General features: G+C 71.3%; 20 protein-coding genes, 1 tRNA gene and 1 pseudogene. 12 read left to right on the top strand and 10 right to left on the bottom strand.

Going from position 1 to position 19,542, the window contains the following annotated elements; translation table 11 throughout:
- The gene (locus OG338_RS04225) at window positions 1-510 is read right to left on the bottom strand and encodes a gluconokinase (RefSeq protein ID WP_405936027.1); all 510 of its coding nucleotides are present in this window, start codon (window positions 508-510) and stop codon (window positions 1-3) included.
- Between the two features lie 143 nt (window positions 511-653).
- Here OG338_RS04225 and OG338_RS04220 point away from each other — a divergent pair, with 143 nt between their 5' ends.
- The 3 genes from OG338_RS04220 to OG338_RS04210 all read left to right on the top strand — a co-directional run bounded on the left by OG338_RS04220 (window position 654) and on the right by OG338_RS04210 (window position 3,174).
- Window positions 654-1,355 carry a FadR/GntR family transcriptional regulator gene (locus OG338_RS04220; protein WP_405936026.1) on the top strand — a complete coding sequence of 234 codons (702 nt, stop codon included), beginning with the start codon at window positions 654-656 and terminating at the stop codon, window positions 1,353-1,355.
- 104 nt (window positions 1,356-1,459) lie between these two features.
- Entirely contained in the window at window positions 1,460-2,545 is a 1,086-nt protein-coding gene (locus OG338_RS04215) for an S-(hydroxymethyl)mycothiol dehydrogenase (RefSeq protein ID WP_405936025.1), read from the top strand.
- Window positions 2,545-3,174, top strand: coding sequence for an MBL fold metallo-hydrolase (locus tag OG338_RS04210; protein ID WP_405936024.1), 630 nt, complete (start codon window positions 2,545-2,547; stop codon window positions 3,172-3,174). The genes OG338_RS04215 and OG338_RS04210 overlap by 1 nt, the downstream gene beginning before the upstream one ends.
- Here OG338_RS04210 and OG338_RS04205 read toward each other — a convergent pair.
- The 4 genes and pseudogenes from OG338_RS04205 to OG338_RS04190 form a co-directional block, all read right to left on the bottom strand.
- Window positions 3,171-4,109 carry a pseudouridine synthase gene (locus OG338_RS04205; RefSeq protein WP_405936023.1) on the bottom strand — a complete coding sequence of 313 codons (939 nt, stop codon included), beginning with the start codon at window positions 4,107-4,109 and terminating at the stop codon, window positions 3,171-3,173. The two genes, OG338_RS04210 and OG338_RS04205, sit on opposite strands and share 4 nt — an antisense overlap.
- A 60-nt stretch (window positions 4,110-4,169) precedes the next feature.
- Window positions 4,170-4,265: pseudogene (locus tag OG338_RS04200) on the bottom strand (DNA-binding protein); the annotation flags it as partial.
- Between the two features lie 137 nt (window positions 4,266-4,402).
- Window positions 4,403-5,641, bottom strand: coding sequence for a hypothetical protein (locus OG338_RS04195; protein WP_405936022.1), 1,239 nt, complete (start codon window positions 5,639-5,641; stop codon window positions 4,403-4,405).
- On the bottom strand, window positions 5,638-6,711 hold the full coding sequence (locus OG338_RS04190) for a hypothetical protein (RefSeq protein ID WP_405936021.1): 1,074 nt from the start codon (window positions 6,709-6,711) through the stop codon (window positions 5,638-5,640). Before OG338_RS04190 ends, OG338_RS04195 begins: the two co-directional genes overlap by 4 nt.
- Window positions 6,712-7,362: 651 nt before the next feature.
- On the opposite strand from OG338_RS04190, the gene OG338_RS04185 reads away from it, so the two are divergent.
- From OG338_RS04185 to OG338_RS04165, 5 genes are all read left to right on the top strand, one after another.
- A complete protein-coding gene (locus OG338_RS04185) occupies window positions 7,363-7,620 on the top strand; it encodes a hypothetical protein (RefSeq protein WP_405936020.1) in 258 nt (85 codons plus the stop codon).
- Window positions 7,595-8,125, top strand: a complete 531-nt coding sequence (locus OG338_RS04180) for a DUF6879 family protein (RefSeq protein ID WP_405936019.1) — start codon at window positions 7,595-7,597, stop codon at window positions 8,123-8,125. The genes OG338_RS04185 and OG338_RS04180 overlap by 26 nt, the downstream gene beginning before the upstream one ends.
- Window positions 8,126-8,151: 26 nt before the next feature.
- Window positions 8,152-9,003, top strand: a complete 852-nt coding sequence (locus OG338_RS04175; protein ID WP_405936018.1) for a helix-turn-helix domain-containing protein — start codon at window positions 8,152-8,154, stop codon at window positions 9,001-9,003.
- Window positions 9,004-9,520: 517 nt separating this feature from the next.
- On the top strand, window positions 9,521-9,952 hold the full coding sequence (locus OG338_RS04170; protein WP_405940313.1) for a hypothetical protein: 432 nt from the start codon (window positions 9,521-9,523) through the stop codon (window positions 9,950-9,952).
- Window positions 9,953-10,025: 73 nt separating this feature from the next.
- Window positions 10,026-10,457 (top strand): hypothetical protein, encoded by a 432-nt coding sequence (locus OG338_RS04165; protein ID WP_405936017.1) that lies wholly within the window; start codon window positions 10,026-10,028, stop codon window positions 10,455-10,457.
- A 1-nt stretch (window position 10,458) separates the two neighbouring features.
- On the opposite strand, the gene OG338_RS04160 is transcribed toward OG338_RS04165, so the two are convergent.
- Together OG338_RS04160 and OG338_RS04155 are read right to left on the bottom strand one after the other, a co-directional pair.
- Window positions 10,459-11,577, bottom strand: coding sequence for a hypothetical protein (locus OG338_RS04160; protein WP_405936016.1), 1,119 nt, complete (start codon window positions 11,575-11,577; stop codon window positions 10,459-10,461).
- Window positions 11,578-12,138: 561 nt separating this feature from the next.
- A tRNA-Leu gene (locus OG338_RS04155) sits at window positions 12,139-12,226 on the bottom strand.
- A gap of 158 nt (window positions 12,227-12,384) precedes the next feature.
- On the opposite strand from OG338_RS04155, the gene OG338_RS04150 reads away from it, so the two are divergent.
- From OG338_RS04150 to OG338_RS04140, 3 genes are all read left to right on the top strand, one after another.
- Window positions 12,385-13,719 carry a M20/M25/M40 family metallo-hydrolase gene (locus tag OG338_RS04150; RefSeq protein WP_405936015.1) on the top strand — a complete coding sequence of 445 codons (1,335 nt, stop codon included), beginning with the start codon at window positions 12,385-12,387 and terminating at the stop codon, window positions 13,717-13,719.
- 143 nt (window positions 13,720-13,862) lie between these two features.
- Complete coding sequence (gene chpH / locus OG338_RS04145; RefSeq protein WP_405936014.1) at window positions 13,863-14,096, top strand: chaplin ChpH; 234 nt, start codon at window positions 13,863-13,865, stop codon at window positions 14,094-14,096.
- A gap of 135 nt (window positions 14,097-14,231) precedes the next feature.
- Entirely contained in the window at window positions 14,232-14,996 is a 765-nt protein-coding gene (locus OG338_RS04140; protein WP_405936013.1) for a chaplin, read from the top strand.
- A 100-nt stretch (window positions 14,997-15,096) separates the two neighbouring features.
- Here OG338_RS04140 and OG338_RS04135 read toward each other — a convergent pair whose 3' ends face one another.
- Window positions 15,097-15,285 (bottom strand): DUF5703 family protein, encoded by a 189-nt coding sequence (locus OG338_RS04135; RefSeq protein WP_018103708.1) that lies wholly within the window; start codon window positions 15,283-15,285, stop codon window positions 15,097-15,099.
- 47 nt (window positions 15,286-15,332) lie between these two features.
- On the opposite strand from OG338_RS04135, the gene OG338_RS04130 reads away from it, so the two are divergent.
- Complete coding sequence (locus tag OG338_RS04130; RefSeq protein WP_405936012.1) at window positions 15,333-15,992, top strand: hypothetical protein; 660 nt, start codon at window positions 15,333-15,335, stop codon at window positions 15,990-15,992.
- A 66-nt stretch (window positions 15,993-16,058) separates the two neighbouring features.
- Here OG338_RS04130 and OG338_RS04125 read toward each other — a convergent pair whose 3' ends face one another.
- Window positions 16,059-18,542, bottom strand: a complete 2,484-nt coding sequence (locus OG338_RS04125) for a helix-hairpin-helix domain-containing protein (RefSeq protein WP_405936011.1) — start codon at window positions 18,540-18,542, stop codon at window positions 16,059-16,061.
- On the bottom strand, window positions 18,539-19,522 hold the full coding sequence (locus OG338_RS04120; protein ID WP_405936010.1) for an aldo/keto reductase: 984 nt from the start codon (window positions 19,520-19,522) through the stop codon (window positions 18,539-18,541). The genes OG338_RS04125 and OG338_RS04120 overlap by 4 nt, the downstream gene beginning before the upstream one ends.
- Between the last annotated feature and the right edge of the window lie 20 nt (window positions 19,523-19,542).

Below are 19,542 nucleotides of genomic sequence, written 5' to 3'. Positions count from 1 at the left end.
TTAGCTGTCGAGCCGGCGCAACGCGGCGACGGCTCGCTGGGTGATTTCTTCGGGGGTGCCGGAGACGTCCACAAAGACGCCGGCCTCGTCGTCCTCCAGCGGCTGGAGGGTGGCGAACTGCGAGTCGAGGAGCGCGGTCGGCATGAAGTGGCCCTTGCGGCCCGCCATCCGCTCCTCGATCAGGGACCGGTCACCGGTCAGGTGGAGGAAGACCGCGCCCGGGGCCTCGGCGCGCAGCCGGTCCCGGTAGGCGCGCTTGAGCGCGGAGCTGCTGACGACCCCGCCGAGCCCCGCCCGGCCGTGCGCCCACTGCCCGATCGCGTCGAGCCAGGGCCACCGGTCCGCGTCGTCCAGCGGGGTGCCGGCCGACATCTTGGCGATGTTCGCGGGGGGATGGAAGTCGTCGCCCTCGGCGTACGGAACGCCCAGTGCGGCGGCGAGCAGGGGGCCGATCGTGGTCTTGCCGGTCCCTGCCACGCCCATCACCACGACGACGTGGGGGGTGCTCATTGCGGTGCCTCGCTGTCTCTGCGATGTCTTCCTCGACATCGGTCCGTCGCGCCACTGAAACCTATACGTACGACTTATTCAAGAGGGTGTGACGTAAACGTCGTACTTAATGGCCCTGGGGGTGGCCCCGTACCCTGGATCGCATGACGACACCTGCCCAGGGCCTCCACACGCATGTCCTGGACACCCTGGGCCTGGAGATCGCCGCCGGGGAGCACCCGCCCGGCCAGGTGCTGCGCACCGACGAGCTGGCCCAGCGCTTCGACGTCTCGCGCACGGTGGTCCGCGAGGTGATCCGGGTCCTGGAGTCCATGCACCTGGTCGAGTCCCGCCGCCGCGTCGGCGTGACCGTACGGCCCGCCGAGGCGTGGAACGTGTACGACCCCCAGGTCATCCGGTGGCGGCTGGCCGGCGCCGACCGCCCCCGCCAGCTGCGCTCCCTCACCGTCCTGCGGTCCGCGATCGAGCCGGTCGCCGCCTCGCTCGCCGCCCGCCACGCCACCCCGGAGCAGTGCGCCGAGCTGACCGAGCGCGCCCTCGGCATGGTCGCCACCTCGCGCGGCCAGCAGCTGGAGGGCTACCTGGAACACGACATCGCCTTCCACCGCATCGTCCTCAACGCCTCCGGCAACGAGATGTTCGCGCGCCTGGGCGATGTGGTCGCCGAGGTCCTGGCCGGCCGCACGCACCACCAGGTGATGTTCGAGGACCCCGACCCGGCGGCGGTCACCCTGCACGTACGCCTCGCCGAGGCCGTACGCGCCGGGGACGCGGCCGAGGCCGAGCGCCTGACGAAGGAGATCGCCGTCGGCGCCCTGCACGAGCTGGACGTCCTCGCGCCCTGAGACCGCCCGCCGCCCCGCACGGCGTACCGTGGCCCGTGATCGATCCCGGCCGAAAACCGGGAGCACCGGTCTCAGCGAAGAGTCGGGAAAGGGAGTCCACGGGAATGCCGCAGCACGTACAAGGGGTCATCGCGCCGGGCAAGAACGAACCGGTCCGCGTCGAGACGATCGTCATTCCGGACCCCGGCCCCGGTGAGGCCGTGGTCAAGGTCCAGGCGTGCGGCGTCTGCCACACCGACCTGCACTACAAGCAGGGCGGCATCAACGACGAGTTCCCCTTCCTCCTCGGCCACGAGGCCGCGGGCGTCGTGGAGTCCGTCGGCGAGGGCGTCACCGACGTCGCGCCCGGCGACTTCGTGATCCTCAACTGGCGTGCGGTGTGCGGCCAGTGCCGCGCCTGTCTGCGAGGCCGCCCCTGGTACTGCTTCGACACGCACAACGCGAAGCAGAAGATGACCCTGCTCGACGGCACCGAGCTGTCCCCGGCCCTGGGCATCGGTGCCTTCGCCGAGAAGACCCTCGTCGCCGCCGGGCAGTGCACCAAGGTCGACCCCGAGGTCTCGCCGGCCGTCGCCGGCCTCCTCGGCTGCGGTGTCATGGCGGGCATCGGCGCCGCCATCAACACCGGCCAGGTCGGCCGCGGCGACTCGGTCGCCGTCATCGGCTGCGGCGGCGTCGGCGACGCCGCGATCGCGGGCGCCCGGCTGGCCGGCGCGGCCCGGATCATCGCCGTGGACATCGATGACCGCAAGCTGGAGACGGCGAAGTCGATGGGCGCCACACACACCGTCAACTCCCGCTCCACCGACCCCGTCGAGGCCATCCGCGAGCTGACCGGCGGCAACGGCGCCGACGTCGTCATCGAGGCCGTCGGCCGCCCCGAGACGTACAAGCAGGCGTTCTACGCCCGCGACCTCGCCGGCACCGTCGTCCTCGTCGGCGTCCCCACCCCCGAGATGCAGCTCGAACTCCCGCTGCTCGACGTCTTCGGCCGCGGCGGCTCGCTCAAGTCCTCCTGGTACGGGGACTGCCTGCCGTCCCGGGACTTCCCGATGCTGGTCGACCTCCACCAGCAGGGCCGCCTGGACCTCGCCGCGTTCGTCACGGAGACCATCGGCCTCGGTGACATCGAGCAGGCGTTCGGCCGGATGCACGACGGTGACGTGCTGCGCTCGGTGGTGGTGTTCTGATGGCCGCCCGCATCGACCACCTCGTCACCTCCGGCACCTTCGCGCTCGACGGCGGTGAGTGGGACGTCGACAACAACGTCTGGATCGTCGGCGACGACTCCGAGGCCGTCGTCATCGACGCCGCGCACGACGCCGCCGCCATCGAGGAAGCCCTCGGCGGCCGCACCCTGCGCGCCATCATCTGCACCCATGCGCACAACGACCACATCGACGCGGCCCCCGCGCTCGCGGACGCCACCGGCGCACCGGTCCTGCTCCACCCGGACGACCTGCCGCTGTGGAAGCAGACCCACCCGGACCGGGCCCCCGACGGCGAACTGACCGACGGCCAGGAGATCACGGTCGCCGGCACCACGCTGACCGTCCTGCACACCCCGGGCCACGCCCCCGGCGCGGTCTGCCTGTACGCCCCCGAGCTGGCCACGGTCTTCACCGGCGACACGCTCTTCCAGGGCGGCCCCGGCGCCACCGGCCGGTCCTTCTCGTCCTTCCCCGTGATCGTGGACTCCATCCGGGACCGACTGCTCACCCTGGACCCGGCCACCGAGGTGCGCACCGGCCACGGCGACCCCACCACGATCGGCGCGGAGGCCCCGCACCTGGACGAGTGGATCGCCCGGGGTCACTAGTCGTCATCCGGCCACGCGGAGAGCCGTAGCCCGCTCTCGAAGCGGCGCGGCTCTCCCGTGACCGGATCGGTGAACTCCAGCACTCGGGCGAGCAGTTGCAGCGGCCGCGAGAAGTCACCGGGCGCGGCGTCCGGCTCGGTCACCGGGTAGACCGGGTCGTCGACCAACGGCAGGCCCAGGCTGTTCATGTGTACCCGCAGCTGGTGCGTACGCCCGGTGGCGGGCAGCAGCCGGTAACGGCCGAGCCCGCCCCGGTGCGCCAGCAGCTCGATCCGGCTCTCGCTGTTCGGCTCGCCCGGCTCCTCGCGCGCCGCGAGCACCCCGCGCTCCTTCACGATCCGGCTGCGCACCGTACGCGGCAGGTGAAGCCCGGGATCGTACGGGGCCACCGCCTCGTACTCCTTGCGCACCAGCCGGTCCCGGAACAGCGTCTGGTACGCCCCGCGCTCCCCGGGCCGCACCACGAACAGCACAAGCCCCGCCGTCAGCCGGTCCAGCCGGTGCGCGGGCTGGAGCTGCGGCAGCTCCAGGTCCCGGCGGAGCCGGGCCACCGCAGTCTCCGTGATGTGCCGGCCACGCGGCATCGTCGCCAGGAAGTGCGGCTTGTCCGCGACGACCAGATGCGCGTCGCGATACACCACCCCCACCGGAAACGGCACCGGCTCCTCCGGCGCGAAGTCCCGGTGAAACCAGAGGTAGCGCCCCGCCGTGTACGGCTCATCACCGAGGACCGGCCCCTCCGTCGACACGAACCGCCCACCGGCGATCAGCGCCTCCACCCTCTCCACCCCGATCGCCCCGGCGAACCGCTCCACCAGATGCTCCCGGACCGTCGCCCACCGCCCATCCGGATCGGCAGGCAGCCGGACCCGAACCGGATCGACACCGTCGCGCTGCGGCAACGGCGACGCCGGCGGCTTGGCCCGGCCCCTCACCGAGGGCCCCGGCCCGGCACCAAAACACTGATCGTCCTCATGGTGCCGGGCATCCTTTCACGGCCGGCGCGGGGCGACCTCGGCGACCGTGGCGTCGATGGCGTACCTGTGCCCGTGCAGTCCGGCATCCTTGAGAAGTTCCGCTGCCGCTTTCGCAAAGGCTCGGAGGGCCGTGTCGCGCCCGCCGCCGGGCCCCCGGTTCTTCCGGATCTCGGACTCCGTCGCATCCCCTGAGCCGGGTGTTGCGACGACCACTGGAACTCAAGACTGACCGGGGGCTTTCATCGGGAAGCTCAGGACGTCGGGAACGTCACCTCCTGCGGGCCGCAGCCGATGCGGTCGGCCTCCGCCGCCGCGTATGCCGGGAGCAGGTCGTGAGTGAAGGTGAAGCGGGTGCCGGGACCCGCCGGGCGCAGCTGCTCCAGTACGAACATCACCTGGCCCGTCTGGCAGACCGCCCGGTACACCGCTCGGTTGCCGCCCGCCTTTCCGTAGCCGCGGGTCCCCTTGACGGGGGTGCCTGAGTGCAGCGCGTCCGAGGAGTAGATCGAGGCCAGCACCGGGTCGGTGACCGTCGTCAGGCGTATGGCCTTCTCGTCGAGGTCGGTTCCCGCCTCGCAGATCCGGGCCGGGCCGCCCTCGCCGCTGACGCGGGTTTCCCGGAGGTCCTTCCGGTACGCGGCCGGCAGGGTGAGGCCCTTGATGCCACAGAAGTCGGATGTGCCGGTGGTGTCCCACTCGACGGGGGCGGGCAGATCGCGCGGTTCGCGGTACGTGCCGGAGCAGCCGAAGTCCTTGATGACGCCGTTGACCGCGTCGATCAGAGCCCCGGTCAGGGCCGCGCGGTCGCGCAGGGTGTATTCGGAGGACACCTCGAAGTCCGCGCGGCCCATGCCGATGTCCACCACCGTGGGCCCGGTGAAGTCGTGGCGGCCGGTGCACGCCTGCGGCAGGGCGATCCAGGCGCGCGATGCCGAGGTCATGCCGGGCAGCCCCTCGCCCAGCGGCACCATCCCCGAGGACAGGAACTCGCTCGGCCAGTCCTGGGAGTCGGTGCCCCGGAGTCCGTCCAGCCGGCGCACGTCCACCGTCACCTGGCGGCGGGCCCGGTCGCCCTCGTAGCCGGTGATGCGGCACTGCCCGTACGAACCGCCCTGGCTCATCGGGTCGCCGTGCAGCGACTGCTCCTCGACCTCGGTCCGGCGGTCCCCGAACAGGGACTTCATGGAACCGGAACCCAGCGAGTCCCAGCAGGGGGAGGGGCCGAGCAGCGGCAGCGTGTCCGTGCGCCAGGCGACCGTGCCCGCGCCCAGCAGGACCCCGGCCAGCGCGGCGGCGGTCGCGGCCCGCACCGTACGGCTGCGCAGCAGACGGCGTACGAGTGTGGGCCGGGGGACCTCGGGGGTCGCCGGGGTCTCCGGCTCGGCGGGGGCCTCCGGGGTCTCCGGGCCGGCCGATCCGGCCGTGGCCTCGGTGTCCGTCACGGCGTTCTCCTCGGCCGGGTTCTCCTCGACAGGCTGCTGCTCGCTCACGCGTCCTCACCGCTTCCGCATCCGATGCGCTTCCCCACGGACTCCACGAACCGGTCGAACACCCGCTGGTCGGAGGGGCGGCCCCGGTCCTGGAGGCCCGCCTCCACATGCCCGTAGAACACCGTCTTCCGCCCGTCGCAGCTGCGGCGTACCAGCCCCTGATCCGCACCCTCCGGCATGCCCTCGAACAGGTCTGCCAGACGGCTTCCGTTCGCCATCACGTACTGCGCGGACGGCTCGTCGGGCATCCGCAGGGTCTTCCACACCACCGAGCAGGTCTGCAAGCGGTCGGTGACCGGGCCCACCTGCTGCCTGAAGCGGGAGCCGTCTCCGTAGTCGAAGCTCATCCCCGGTATCCGGCACAGCGGGGAGGAGGCGGACTCCTCGTCCTCGGCCACCGTCACCATTGGGGAGCTGCTGCGCAGAGGGTGTGCGGGTGCACATCCGGACTTGTTCATGACGGTGCCGGCGGCGTCGAGCAGCATCCGCAGGACATCCGTGCGGGTGCCGATCGTGAACGGCATGGCGACCTTGCCGAGATGGCCGTCGCCCGTGCTCTCGCTGCGGATCGTCACCACGGTCGGCCCGCCGTCCCGGTCGCAGGCCGACGGCAGCACCAGCATGCCCCGGTCCCCGGCGACCAGCCCGTCCAGCCCGTCCGGCAGCGGCGAGGCCGAGCCGTGGAAGTACCGGGCCAGCCAGTCCCGGTGCTCCTTGACCCCCGCCGGTACGGGCCCGAACTCCAGGGTCACCGACTCCTTGAAGGTCAGCGGCTCGTCGGAGTCGTCGTCCTCGACCACGGAGGTCACGGCCACCGTGCAGGTGCCGTGCGGGCCGCCGGCCGACGACGCCGCGGACACCGCGGACTCGGTGGCGCGGCGCTCGGAGCCGGACTTCGCCAGGGCCTCGTCGCCCAGGAAGGAGGGGCCGCTGTTCTGCTCCCACGCGCCCCAGCAGTAACTGTTCCGGAACGGCCAACTGTCCGTCGCCCACAGGGTGGTGCCCGTCGCCAGTACCGCCCCGGCCACCACCCCGGCGATGACCGAGGGCCGTCGCCTGCCGATGCCCATCACATTCCCCCTTGTGAAGCAGTAAAGATCGCGCAAAGTGCCGATGCTACGACGCGGCCGGCCGCCCGGTGCAAGGGGGCCGCGGCTCGCACCCGGCAGGACGCGGTGCCGTGTCCGGTGCTGGCCTGCCGACAGCAGACCTTCCGTGAGCGGATTTGCCGGGTTGCTGAAGCGTCATCAGCGCCGCGCAGTGCGGCTGGCGGGCCGGATATCGCGGGTGGCACGGGAGTTGTACGGCCGGGCGGCGGCACGCATGGCGGCACTGCCGGCTACGCCCGCATGCCCGAACCGCTACCTCAACCAGGGCCGCAACCCAGCGTCACCACCGGCTACGGGCCAGATCACGTCCAGCAGAACAACAAAGCCGACCGAAGCGGCAAACTGTCGCTTCGACCGGCTTTGTTTGGTCGGTTGACCTTGGTGTCCGAGGGGGGACTTGAACTCTCCACTCGGGCACCAGCCCTTTTTTTCTGTTCCCGCCCGCTGTTGGTCATGCATTGGTCACGTAGCCAACCCTCGGGCCCGAGCCTTACAGGTGGCCGAGAACCGCCCTACAAGGGCCCTGTGAACGACCACCAGCCTTGACGCTGAGACGCCGCCGCAACGAAGCTCGTGCAAGTTGGCGTAAGCCACTCGACACCGGAGGCAGTCATGGCACTGCGGTTCATCGGGATTGATCCAGACACGGGGCAGCAGGGTTCCCCCACCGTATGGGTGGACGAGGAGAAGGGGGAGCTGGTGCTTCAAGGCTGGAAGCCAGACGAGAAACTAGAGGCGGAGTGCGCCGTGTTCGAGGTTCCCGGCCATGCGCCGGGCATTCCGCCACACGAGGCAGTGATCCGGATTCCGGCCCGCATGGTGCCGATGCTGAGGAAGGCGTGCGATGTCGCAGAAGGAACCGGGCTTTAACGAGCTGCTGACGGCGGCCCGGTACTCGGCGGTGCACCTGGAGATGCGCGACTCGTACGGGGTGGGCGACGAGGCCGAGGACTTCGAGAACTGGCAGCGCACGGGCCAACGCGACGTGGACCCTGCCTCTGCTTACTGGGCACCCTGGGTTGATTTGATTCGCGGCACCGTGGCCCGGGGAGTCGTCGTCCGCCGGGCCCGTGTGGTGTCGGAGCCGGTCGCGGAGTACATCCGGTACGAGCATGCTGGCACCGTGGTGAACCTCCACGCCGGGGAACAGGTTCGCTGGCTCCCCCGCCGTCAGGCTTCCGACATCGCACTCCCCGGGAACGACTGCTGGGTGTTCGACGGGGAGATCGTGCTCTTCAACCACTTCACCGGGGAGGGGAGCTGGTCCGAGCCCGGTTGGGAGGTACGGTCCGAACCAGCCGTTGCAGCACTGGCCTCCGCAGCGTTCGAGACAGTGTGGGAGCGCGGTATCCCACACGAAAAGTACTCGGTCTGACCTGACGAATCGCGAAGAGCCCACTCATGTCTGCATCCCCTTCGTCCAGTGCCCAGGCTGCCCGTGAAGCCATCGCCGCCCGTCTCGGGGGCCTGCGCAGAGAGGCGGAGCTGACCGGGCATGAGCTGGCTCTTCGCTGTGGCTGGAGTCCGGCCAAGTCGTCACGCATCGAGCGGGCCAAGACACCCGCGTCTGACGCCGACATCCGCGCCTGGTGCAAGGCGTGCGGAGCCGAGGGCCAGCAGGTAGAGGACCTGATCGCGGCGAATCGGCAAGCCGATCAGATGTACGTGCACTGGCAGAAGCTCCACCGGCACGGCATGCGCCGGGCACAAGAAGAAGTCGTTCCCCTGTACGAGCAAACGCGCTATTTCCGCGTGTATTGCTCGAACGTGGTCCCTGGGATGCTTCAAACCGAGGCGTACGCAGCTGCCCTGCTCTCGACCATCGCGGCCTTCCAGGGAACCCCAGACGATTCGGAGACGGCCGCCGCCTCCCGGATCGAACGCTCATGCGTTCTCCGCGAGGGTGACCACCGGTTCGCTCTGCTCCTGGAAGAAACGGTGCTCCGCTACCGGATCGGCGACGAGGCCACCATGGCCGGCCAGCTCGGGTATCTCCTGGCAGTCATGGCCTTGCCGAACGTGAGCCTTGGAGTCATCCCGTTCACGACTCAGCGCCGTGTCTGGCCCCTGGAAGCCTTCTACCTGTTCGACAGCCGCCAAGCGAGCGTCGAGCTGCTCACAGCCGCCGTGAACGTGACTGCCCCCAGCGAGGTTGCCACCTACGCGAAGGCGTTCTCACAGCTGTCCAAGATCGCGGTACACGGTGCTGCCGCTCGGGCTCTGATCTCAGAGGCGATTACGTCTCTCGGGTAGTTCCTGTGCAAGCTTGTGCAAGAGCGTAGCCGCCTGGATTCGCCACTTCCTAGGGTCGTTCCATCGACTTTGGAAGCGATCGGGAGGGGCGCGGCGCGATGAAGACGGAACCCACTCAGAGGCATGAAGACCCGGGGACCGTCCCCTTGCGCCCCCGCCCCCGGCCGGTTCCGGGTTGCCCGGAGTGCGCGCGGTTGGCACAGCTCCGTAAGGCCGCAGAGCTGGAGAGCGACCAACAGCCTTCGGCCCACGGTGACCCACAACGGAGGGGCCTACGTGGACTTCGGCAAGATCCCGGCCGATGTGGTTGAGCAGATCGCCGAAGCTCTTCGCTTGCCCGCAACTCCCCCTGGCTTCCGCCCCCTTGTGGAGGCAGGGCCTCGGCCGGCACACGCACCGAGAGCAGGTGCAGAGATGACTGACCCCGGAGAGAAGGAGGGCGGCCGGCAGTTCCCGCCCCTGCCCGCCGCCTGACCGACCAGTCCTCAACCACAGAAGGGAACCATCAGTGACGACCATGCTGGAATCCCCCGTCGCCTTACGGCACGGGCGGGACCTCGTCAGTCCCGAGCTGTTCGAGAAGGTGTCGGAGTTCTGCGCGGAGGAGTACGGACACGAGCTGTCCACCGCTCGCAGGATCGTGGACCAGGCCCTTGCCTTCCTGAAGGTCATGGGCGACACCGGCGCGTTCGACATGACCCCGTCCGACGCCGTGGACCCCGGATGGCACTCGTTCCTGCTCCACACCCAGGCATACGCCGCCTGGTGCGATGAGCAGTTCGGGTTCTTCCTCGGGCACGAGCCCAAGGCCACCGTTCGCACGCCCCCGCTGATCGGTTCCGTGGTGGGCCGCGTCAGGGCCGCCGGGTTCCATGTCGATGACCGCCTGTGGGGCGCGGCGAAGGACTGCAACCCGCCCGCGTGCTGCGGTGACGGCGACGGCTGCTGATCCACTCTCACTGCACGGAAGCGGTCCGGGCGTGGCTAAGGCGCCCGGACCGCCACAGCCAAGGGTTCCAAAGATGAGCAGCGATGACGAGGGTCTGACCGAACGAGGTCGGGTCACAGTGTTCGCGATGTTCGGCACGGTCTTCGGCTACGCCACCCACCATCTTGACGAACGGTGGATCGGGGACGTGGCCGTGATCGGCCCCCTGACCCCCGGTGTCGAGTGGCCACGGCTGTGGCAGATGGCCCGTTCCTGTGGCAGGCCCGCAGCCAAGGAAACCGAACTCGCACAGTGGATTCTGATCCAGGCGACCCGAGCATTCGTCTGCGGAAGCGACCGCATCGCGCAGTTTCCCGACCAGGGCTGGAAGCTGGAGCCCGGTGGGAAGCGCGTCAGCTTCGAAGCCACCTACGCCAACCGAGATCATCTGTGGACCGGCAACCTGACCGTGGACGGTCTCAGCCCGGATCAGGTAGCTGAGCGCCCTTCGCTCTACCGAGCGTAGTTCAGGTGGGAGTAGTCGAACCAACGAAAGAAGCCCCGGCCGATCGGCCGGGGATTGCTTGGTTTGTTGGGAGGTCCAGAGCAGAGCGCGGAACGGGTTGTCGGCCAGAACGGGAACGGAAGCGGGCGACCGCTTCATGGGGACCATGGCGCGGTTCTCCTCGCTCCGCGCTGGCCGGCTGGCGCTCAGGGTGACGGGAACTGTCACCGCGGAGCGTAAAAACGGTCGCCGGGCGCCCGGTCTTCCCCGACCGTTCCGCGGTGACGACGATTCCGGGCAGTGCCTTGACCTCTTCGGCCGTGGCCCCGACGAACGGGAGCACCTGGGACGACGTGGCCCGGCTGCCGTTCATCTCGGTTCGGGCCCGGACCTTGTCCGCCAGGCTGAGCGGCTGCCGCTTCACCTTCGGCGTAGCGCCGTACGATCCGCCACAGCGGGCGGGCATCCTCGGAGAGGGGATCACGCGGGGGCGGGCGGTGGCCCGTCCATAAGCGTCGGACAGTTCGGAGCCGTCCAGCTTCGGCAGGCTTACCCGGTCGTCGTCCAGCATCGGGACCGATCCGGGAAGGAAGGGCAGGATGCGGTTGTACGAGCCTCCGGACGCTTCCGACTCGCCCACGTACTTGGCCCAGTCGGACAGGGTGATGTGGGAGTGCAGGACCATTGCGGGATCGCGGACTTCCTGCGCCTCCTCCTTGGTGGTGTTGCGCAGCGTCGCCCCGTCCCAGGCAGCCCGGAGCTTGGTCGTGAACGGGGGATCACGCTTGACGCGCTTCAAGACCTCGGTCCACTCCTCTTCGACCACCAGGGCTCGGACATCCCGCCCATGCTCGGTTTCGGCGGTCGCTTCCTGTTGGTTCCACAGGTGGTTTACGAGACTGGCCCCGGACGTGATGAGCGGCCCGGAGCGCGGTTCCCTTACCGCGTCCCGTTCCGGCCACCAGGGCCGACCACAGGAGTACGGGCCGGCACTGCCACGGGATGACACCTTGACCGTGCCACCGATCGCGGCCGACCACATCGACAGAACGGCGACGTAGATACCGAGCGGATCGGTTTCCGAGAACGGGGCAATCTTGCGGACGGCACGGCCGCTCCCGGCGGGCAGGCTCGTACGCATGGCGGACGCTCATCGGGAAACGTCCCTGGGCGGGGAGGTTCGGCCAACCGTTCTGCCTCGCCCACACCCGGATCACACGGTTCTGTTCCCGAGTGCTTATCCCGGAACGGTCCATCTTGGCAGGCTCAGGAAGCGGGTCACCACCGACCAACTCACCTGCCTGCACTGCGTCCTTGAATCGGCCCGAAGCACGCACATCCATGCACGGCATGCCACGTTCGGACGCGTCCCGCAGCTTGGTTCCTCTCTCACGTCCTCCGCTTCGCACTCCGCCACAACGGGCGATTGTTCACCCATGGCCACGGGCTCAGGTTCAGTGGGCACGGATTCACCCTCGGGGGGTGCCCCCAGCGCATCACAGAGGTAGCGGCCGAAGGTGACGTTGTGTTCCAGGCACAGGTCCCAGGAATGCCGCCCCCGGTGTCAGGGTGTCCGTCGCCTCTACCTCGGAACCGTCACGCGCTATGTGGGCGTCGCGCAGAACCTTGGGCCGTTGGTCACGTGGTTGGTCACGCCACTGCCCAGAAAAGCAGAAAACCCCACATGAAGTGGGGTCTCAGCTGGTGTCCGAGGGGGGACTTGAACCCCCACGCCCGATAAAGGGCACTAGCACCTCAAGCTAGCGCGTCTGCCATTCCGCCACCCGGACAAGGTGTCTGTCTCGCGGGCCTCGCCCGTTCCGACGTGGAAAACCATAGCAAACATTGGAGGGTGCTCGATCACGCCCGGTCCCGTGTGGGCCTTGGGTGCGCGGGCCCGGCGCGGGAGGATGGGAGGGAGCACCACGGCGACAGGGAAGGAACCAGCGTGAGCGAGAGCAATGCGGCCCGGAGCGGCTCCGGCGAGACCGCCGAGAACGAGGTGGTGGATCTCTGTCGTGACCTGATCCGGATCGACACCAGCAACTACGGCGACCACTCCGGGCCCGGCGAGCGGGCGGCCGCCGAGTACGTGGCCGAGAAGCTGGCCGAGGTCGGTCTCGAACCGAAGATCTTCGAGTCCCACAAGGGCCGTGCGTCCACCGTGGCGCGGATCGAGGGCGAGGACCCGTCCCGCCCGGCGCTGCTGATCCACGGCCACACCGACGTCGTCCCGGCCAACGCGCACGACTGGACGCACCACCCGTTCTCCGGCGAGATCGCGGACGGCTGTGTGTGGGGCCGGGGCGCGGTCGACATGAAGGACATGGACGCGATGACGCTGGCGGTGGTGCGCGAGCGCATGCGCAGCGGCCGCAAGCCCCCGCGCGACATCGTGCTCGCCTTCCTCGCGGACGAGGAGGCGGGCGGCACGTACGGCGCCCGCTACCTCGTGGACAAGCACCCCGGCCTGTTCGACGGCGTCAGCGAGGCGATCGGCGAGGTCGGCGGCTTCTCGTTCACCGTCAACGAGAATCTGCGGCTGTATCTCGTGGAGACGGCGCAGAAGGGCATGCACTGGATGCGGCTGACCGTGGACGGCACGGCGGGCCACGGCTCCATGACCAACGACGACAACGCGATCACCGAGCTGTGCGAGGCGGTCGGCCGGCTCGGCCGGCACACCTGGCCGGTCCGGGTCACCAAGACCGTGCGGTCCTTCCTGGACGAGCTGTCGGACGCGCTCGGCACCCCGCTGGACCCGGAGGACATGGAGGCCACCCTCGCCAAGCTGGGCGGCATCGCCAAGATGGTCGGCGCCACCCTGCGCAACTCCGCCGCCCCCACCATGCTCGGCGCCGGCTACAAGGTGAACGTGATCCCCGGACAGGCCACCGCCCACGTCGACGGACGCTTCCTGCCGGGTTACGAGGACGAGTTCCTGGCCGACCTCGACCGCATCCTCGGCCCGCGCGTCCGGCGCGAGGACGTGCACGGCGACAAGGCGCTGGAGACCGACTTCGACGGCGCCCTCGTGGACGCCATGCAGACGGCGCTCAAGGCCGAGGACCCGATCGCCCGCGCCGTGCCGTACATGCTCTCCGGCGGCACGGACGCCAAGTCCTTCGACGACCTGGGCATCCGCTGCTTCGGCTTCGCCCCGCTGAAGCTCCCGCCGGAGCTCGACTTCGCGGGCATGTTCCACGGCGTGGACGAGCGCGTTCCGGTCGAGGGGCTGAAGTTCGGCGCCCGGGTCCTGGACCGGTTCATCGACCACAGCTGACCCGTGAGCGGGTAAATCGCCAGGGTGTACGCCTCTAACCGGAACGAGTGAATGGGGCGTTTGCCTCGTAGCCCCGTTACTTCCTCCTCGTTACAGGGGGTGCGGTCCGCGGCTGGGACCGTGTTTGCCAACTAGGAGGAATCATGATCAAGAAGATCGTCGCCGCTGCGGCTGCCACCGGTGGCCTGGTGCTCGCCGGCGCCGGCATGGCCGTCGCCGACTCGGGTGCCCAGGGTGCCGCCATCGGCAGCCCCGGCGTCATCTCGGGCAACGTCATCCAGGTTCCCGTCCACGTTCCCGTGAACGTGTGCGGCAACACGATCAACGTGATCGGGCTGCTGAACCCGGCCTTCGGCAACGTCTGCGTCAACAACTGACGTTGCGCGTCAACCCGTAAGGGTTTGTGCCCGCTCGGCCCCGGACCGCACTCCACGCGCTCCGGGGCCGTCGGGTCCTTTGCCTCCGCACGGTAGTCCGGGGGTACTCCGGAAGGTAGAAGGCAGGAAACACCTATGCGACAGGTCACGCGAAACGGCCTGATCACCATGGCGGCCGCGGGTGGCGTTCTCGCCCTCGGCGGCGGCTACGCGCACGCCGACGCGGGAGCGGTCGGCGGCGCTTCGAATTCCCCGGGGGTGATTTCAGGGAATTCGGTGCAGATTCCGGTCAGCGTGCCGGTGAACGTCTGCGGAAACTCCGTGAGCGTCGTCGGACTGCTCAACCCGGCCGTCGGCAACGCCTGCGGAAACGGTTCGGACGGCGCGTCCGCCGGCCGCTCCGGCGCCGCCTCGGGAACCTTCGGCAACCACGCCGGCAACCGGGCCGCCGACGACCACACCCGGGGGATGAAGTCGGGCACTGGCAAGCACCGGGCCGACCGCGGCGGCAACGGCGGCGGGGCCACCGCGGAGGGGACTGCGCACGGATCGCCCGGTCTGCTCTCGGGCAACCAGATCCAGGCCCCCATCGACATTCCGGTGAACGTCTGCGGCAACAGCATCGACGTCGTCGGCCTGCTGAACCCGGCGATCGGCAACACGTGCGAGAACGAGAGCACGCCGCCGGTCGACGTCCCGGAGCCCCCGGTCCGCCACATCACCCCGCCGACGCCGGAGAAGCCCACTCCGAACACGCCGGAGCCGCAGACCGTGCCGGAGGCGCCGCAGCTCGCCCACACCGGAGCGGGTGGGCTCGACCTGCTCATTCCGGCGAGCGCGGGCATGCTGCTGGCCGGCGCGGGCACGGTGCTCTACCGCCGCGCGAAGGCCGCCGCCTGACGGCAGCGCCGCACCGGCGAGCAACCAGCGCAGGAAACGGGCCCCGCGATCGCGGGGCCCGTTTCGTGTGGTCGGACGGTGTGCTGCCGGGCCTTCCGGCTCACCATGTGGCCCGTAGCTGACGGATGATCCGGCGGCGCAGCCGCACGCGGCGGCTGCCGTCCCGGCGCAGCGTCAGACGGTCCAGCTCCCAGTGCCCGTACTCGGCATGGTCGGTCAACAGGCGGGCCGTGTCCTTCCGGGACACCCCGCGTGGCACGTACACATCGACAAATTCGTATTCCGGCATCGAATCCATTGTGCGGGCAAGGCCCCGGTACGGATAGCGTCTGCCCCATGTCTGATGCTGCGCAGCCCACCGCTGCCGAGGTACGCGCCGCCGCCGATGCGGTCAAAGCCGCGATCGACCACCACCTCGCGGCGGTCGAACGCCGGTCGGGGGACGATGATCCCGCTGTCTACGACGCGTTCAACGCACTGGCCGCCGCCGCCGAGGTCTACGACGAACTCCTCTACGACCGCCACGACGAGGTCACCCCGTTCGAGATCCCGGGGGAGCAGGACGCCCTGCCGCCCTACCACGGACCCGACGAGCCGCACGCGCTGAGCGTGCTGATCCGCCGCGACTACGCGGTGGTGGAACCCCAGCGGCTGCTGGCCCAGGCCCAGCGCCTCGCCGACGCCGACCCGGACGAGCGGGAGGACGCCGGGGCAGCGGTCGTCGGCACCAGCGTGCACGCGGCCCTCGGGGTGCTCTTCGGGGAGTACGAGGCGGACGAGATCGCCTCCCGGCACACGGAGTTCGGCCTGGAGGAGGGCGACTCCACGCTCTGGGTCGCGGCGGCGGACGAACTCCCCGAACCGGGGGAGTGGCTGGCCGCGCCCTTCGAGGACGCCGACCCCGAGCTGGTGGTCTGCCGCTTCGACGTCAGCGCGGTCTTCGACGACGACGACCTCGACGACGAAGCGGAGGGCCCGGGGCACCCCGCCGGCTGACCGCTCTGCCGTCACGGCCGAGGGCCCCTGCGGACGCGCCAGGCGTACGCGGGGCTCTCGGCCGTCTCACTGCGCTGCGGACTCCTGGGCCTCCTGGGGTGCCTGGGATGCCTCCAGCAGGGTCCGCAGGCGTGTGCTGCGCTCCTGGGCGGGCACCTCGGCCACCGCGCGCGGCAGGGCCTGGTCGACGCCGTGCACCACGGACAGATGGCGCTCGCCCCGGCCGAACGCGGTGTAGACCCACGGCCGGCTCAGCCCGCGCGCCGCGTCGCCCGGCAGCACCACGACGGCCGCCGGCCACCGCATCCCGGCCGCCTGATGGGCACTGAGCGCCCACGCGTGGCGTACGGAATCGGCCACCCGCTCCTGCGGTACGACGACGGGGGTCCCCGTACAGTCCAGGTGCAGCCCCTCCGCGTCGGCCGAGACGACCACGCCGGGCACCGTCCGCCCCGGCGCCGGGACATGGGCGACCCGGTCGCCCGGGTCGAACCCGCCGAAGCGGCCGGGGCCCGGGTTGAGCCGCTGCTTCAGGGCCTCGTTCAGCACCCGGGTGCCCGCGGCGCCGCCGTGGCCCACCGTGATGACCTGGGTGTCCTCGGACGGCACCCCGAGGGCGCGCGGCACCGAGTCGGCGACGAGCTGCACGGTGCGGTGCACCGCCTCGCCCGCGTCCCGGACCGGGACGATGACGACCTCCTTGCCCGGCGCCGCCACCTGATTCAGTTCTCCGACGCCGATGCCCGAGACCAGCTCGCCGACCGGGCCCGGGTCCGGGGTGCGGGAGGAGACGCGGGGGCAGGCGCGGGCGGCCAGCACATCGGCGAACACCTGTCCGGCGCCCGCCGAGCCCAGCACGCCCGGGTCGCCGCTGAGGACCAGGCGGACGCCGTCGCCCAGGGACTCCACCAGCATCGCGCCGGTCTCCACGTCCAGCTGGGGCGCGTCCAGCACGACGAGCAGGTCGAGCGCGAGCGCCCCCTCCTCGTCCCGTCCCGGCCCCTCGGCGCCCGACAGCAGCCCGGCGAGCGTGACGGCCGACTCCGGGGCGCCGGTGTCCCGGGCGAGCCGCCGGCGGCCGTCCACGCCGTGCGCGGCGCCCAGGGCGCGCAGGCCGAGCCCCCGGGCGGCGGCGATCAGGGCGGCCGGCTCGGCCCGGGCCGCCTCGCCGCCCGTGTGCGCGACGAGGCCGTGGGCGGCGGCCGCGCGGATCAGCTCGGCGGCCGACGGGGAGGGCGCGGCGGCGGCCGCCTCCGACCAGTCCGCGTCCTTGTCGCCGCCGTCGACCAGCCGGGCCAGCCCCTCGGCCAGGCTCTCCTCCGCCAGCGCGTACCGGTCGAGGCCGAGGAGCACGGGGCCCGGCGCGGGGGCCTCGGCGTCCTCGGTGTCCTCGGTGTCCTCCGCCTCCTCCGGGCCGTCCTGGAAGACCAGCACGACGCCCTCCGCGACGGCGTGCCGCACGGCCGCCGCGGGGTCGCTCACGCCCCGGCCGGACAGGGCCTCGCGCACCCGGTCCGCGTCCAGCGCGGTGTGGCCCCGGAGCGCGGCCTGCTCCAGGACCCAGCCGGTCAGCGCGGCGGTGCGGCGCTCGTCGTCGGGCCCGCAGCCCGCGCCGAGCAGCGCCCGGGCGAAGCCGTCCGCCTGCTCGGGCCCGACGCCGGGCAGCGCCAGCAGCTGCCAGGGGTCCTCGCGCAGCAGCTCGGCAGCCCGGTCCCCGAGCAGCGCGGCGGCGGACCGGCCCAGCGCGGCGGGGGCCCCGCCGGCGGACAGCACGGCCGCCACGGCGGCGACGCTCTCCGGTGAGGCGGCCCGGGGCGCGGGGGCGGGCTCGGGGACCCGTTCCCGTACCGGAGCCGGAGCCGGAGCCGTCCGCCGGGCGGGAGCAGGCGCGGGCGAGTCGTAGAACGCGGTGGCGGGCCGCTGCCCGCTCTCCACAGCCCGGACGGCCGCCAGCAGATCGGCCGCGGTCCCGCTCAACTTCCCCCCGGCATCGATGGGCCCGTCCTTCTCGGCCTTCCGCCGCTCGATCCGCTCCCGCAACTCCCGCTGAGCGGCGATCTCGGCCTCGGCCTCGGACAACCCACCGGCACCTTCGCCACCGCCCTCCGCGTCGCCGCCATCCAGCGCTTCGCCCGCCGCGTCAGCGCCCCCGGCGGCCAGGGCATCGCCCTCCGCGCCTCCATCGGCCGCCGGGCCGGGCCCCGCCTCGCCCGCCGCGTCAGCGGCACCGACGGGGCCCGGACCGTCCGCACCGGCCGGGGCGCCCTCGCCTGCCTCGCCGCTCAGGCCGCCCGCGCCGGGGCCGTCGTGCGCGTCGTCGCCACCGGCCGCCGGACCGGCGAAAGCATCCGGTGCCTCCGCGCCGCCCGCCTCCGCGCCGGAGCCGTCCCGGGCCGCGTCGCGGCCGCCCGCCGCACCGGCGTCGCCCGGTGCTTCCGGCTCGCCCGCCGCCCCGGCGGCCGCGGCCGCCGACGGCTCGTCCGGGTTGGCGACGGTGTCGTCGCCGGTGGCCGAGGGGCCGGGGGATTCGCCCCGGGGTAGCGCGGTCACAGCGTGCTCCAGTCCTGGTCGGGATAGCGGTGCACGGGCGCCGACACATCGTCCAGCGCCTGGCAGATCTCGTCAGGAAGACTAAGCGTCTCCACTGACAACGCCTCCGTCAGCTGCTGCGCGTTGCGCGCGCCGACGATCGGGGCCGTGACCCCGGGCCGGTCCCGGACCCAGGCCAGGGCGACCTGGACGGGCGTGGTGGCCAGCCCGTCGGCGGCGGTCGACACCGCGTCCACGATGCGGCCCGCCGGCTCGTCCAGATACGGCTCCACGAAGGGGGCCAGCAGCTCGGACGCGCCGCGCGAGCCGACCGGGGTCCCGGTGCGGTACTTGCCGGTCAGCACGCCCCGGCCCAGCGGCGACGAGGGCAGCAGCCCGACGCCGAGGTCGAGCGCGGCGGGCAGCACCTCGCGTTCCACACCGCGCTGGAGCAGCGAGTACTCCATCTGCGTCGCGGCCAGCCGGGTCCGCGCCCCGGACGCGGCGAGCTGCCAGGCCGCCGCCTTCGCCAGCTGCCAGCCGCAGAAGCCGGACACCCCGGCATAGCGGGCGCGCCCGGAGGACACCGCGAGGTCCAGCGCCTGGAGGGTCTCCTCCAGCGGGGTCTCCGGGTCGAACGCGTGGAGCTGCCACAGGTCCACGTAATCCGTGCCGAGCCGGCTCAGCGAGGCGTCGAGGGCCGCCAGCAGGTGTCCGCGCGAGGCGTCGACCCTGCGGTACGGGTCGGCGACACTGCCCGCCTTGGTCGCGATGACCAGGTCGCGCCTGGGCACCAGGCCGTCCACGAGCCGCCCGAGCAGATACTCGGCCTCACCGCCCCCGTACACATCGGCCGTGTCGACCAGTGTGCCGCCCGCCTCCCAGAACACCTTCAGCTGCTCGGCAGCGTCGTGCTCGTCGGTGTCCCGGCCCCAGGTGAGGGTGCCGAGCCCGATCCTGGACACACGAAGGCCGGTGCGGCCCAGATGCCTCTGCTCCATGGGCGCTGAGATTACAACCG

Source organism: Streptomyces sp. NBC_00726 (assembly GCF_045161735.1).
Classification (GTDB): Bacteria; Actinomycetota; Actinomycetes; order Streptomycetales; family Streptomycetaceae; genus Streptomyces.
This window is presented reverse-complemented; position numbering and strand designations above follow the sequence as displayed.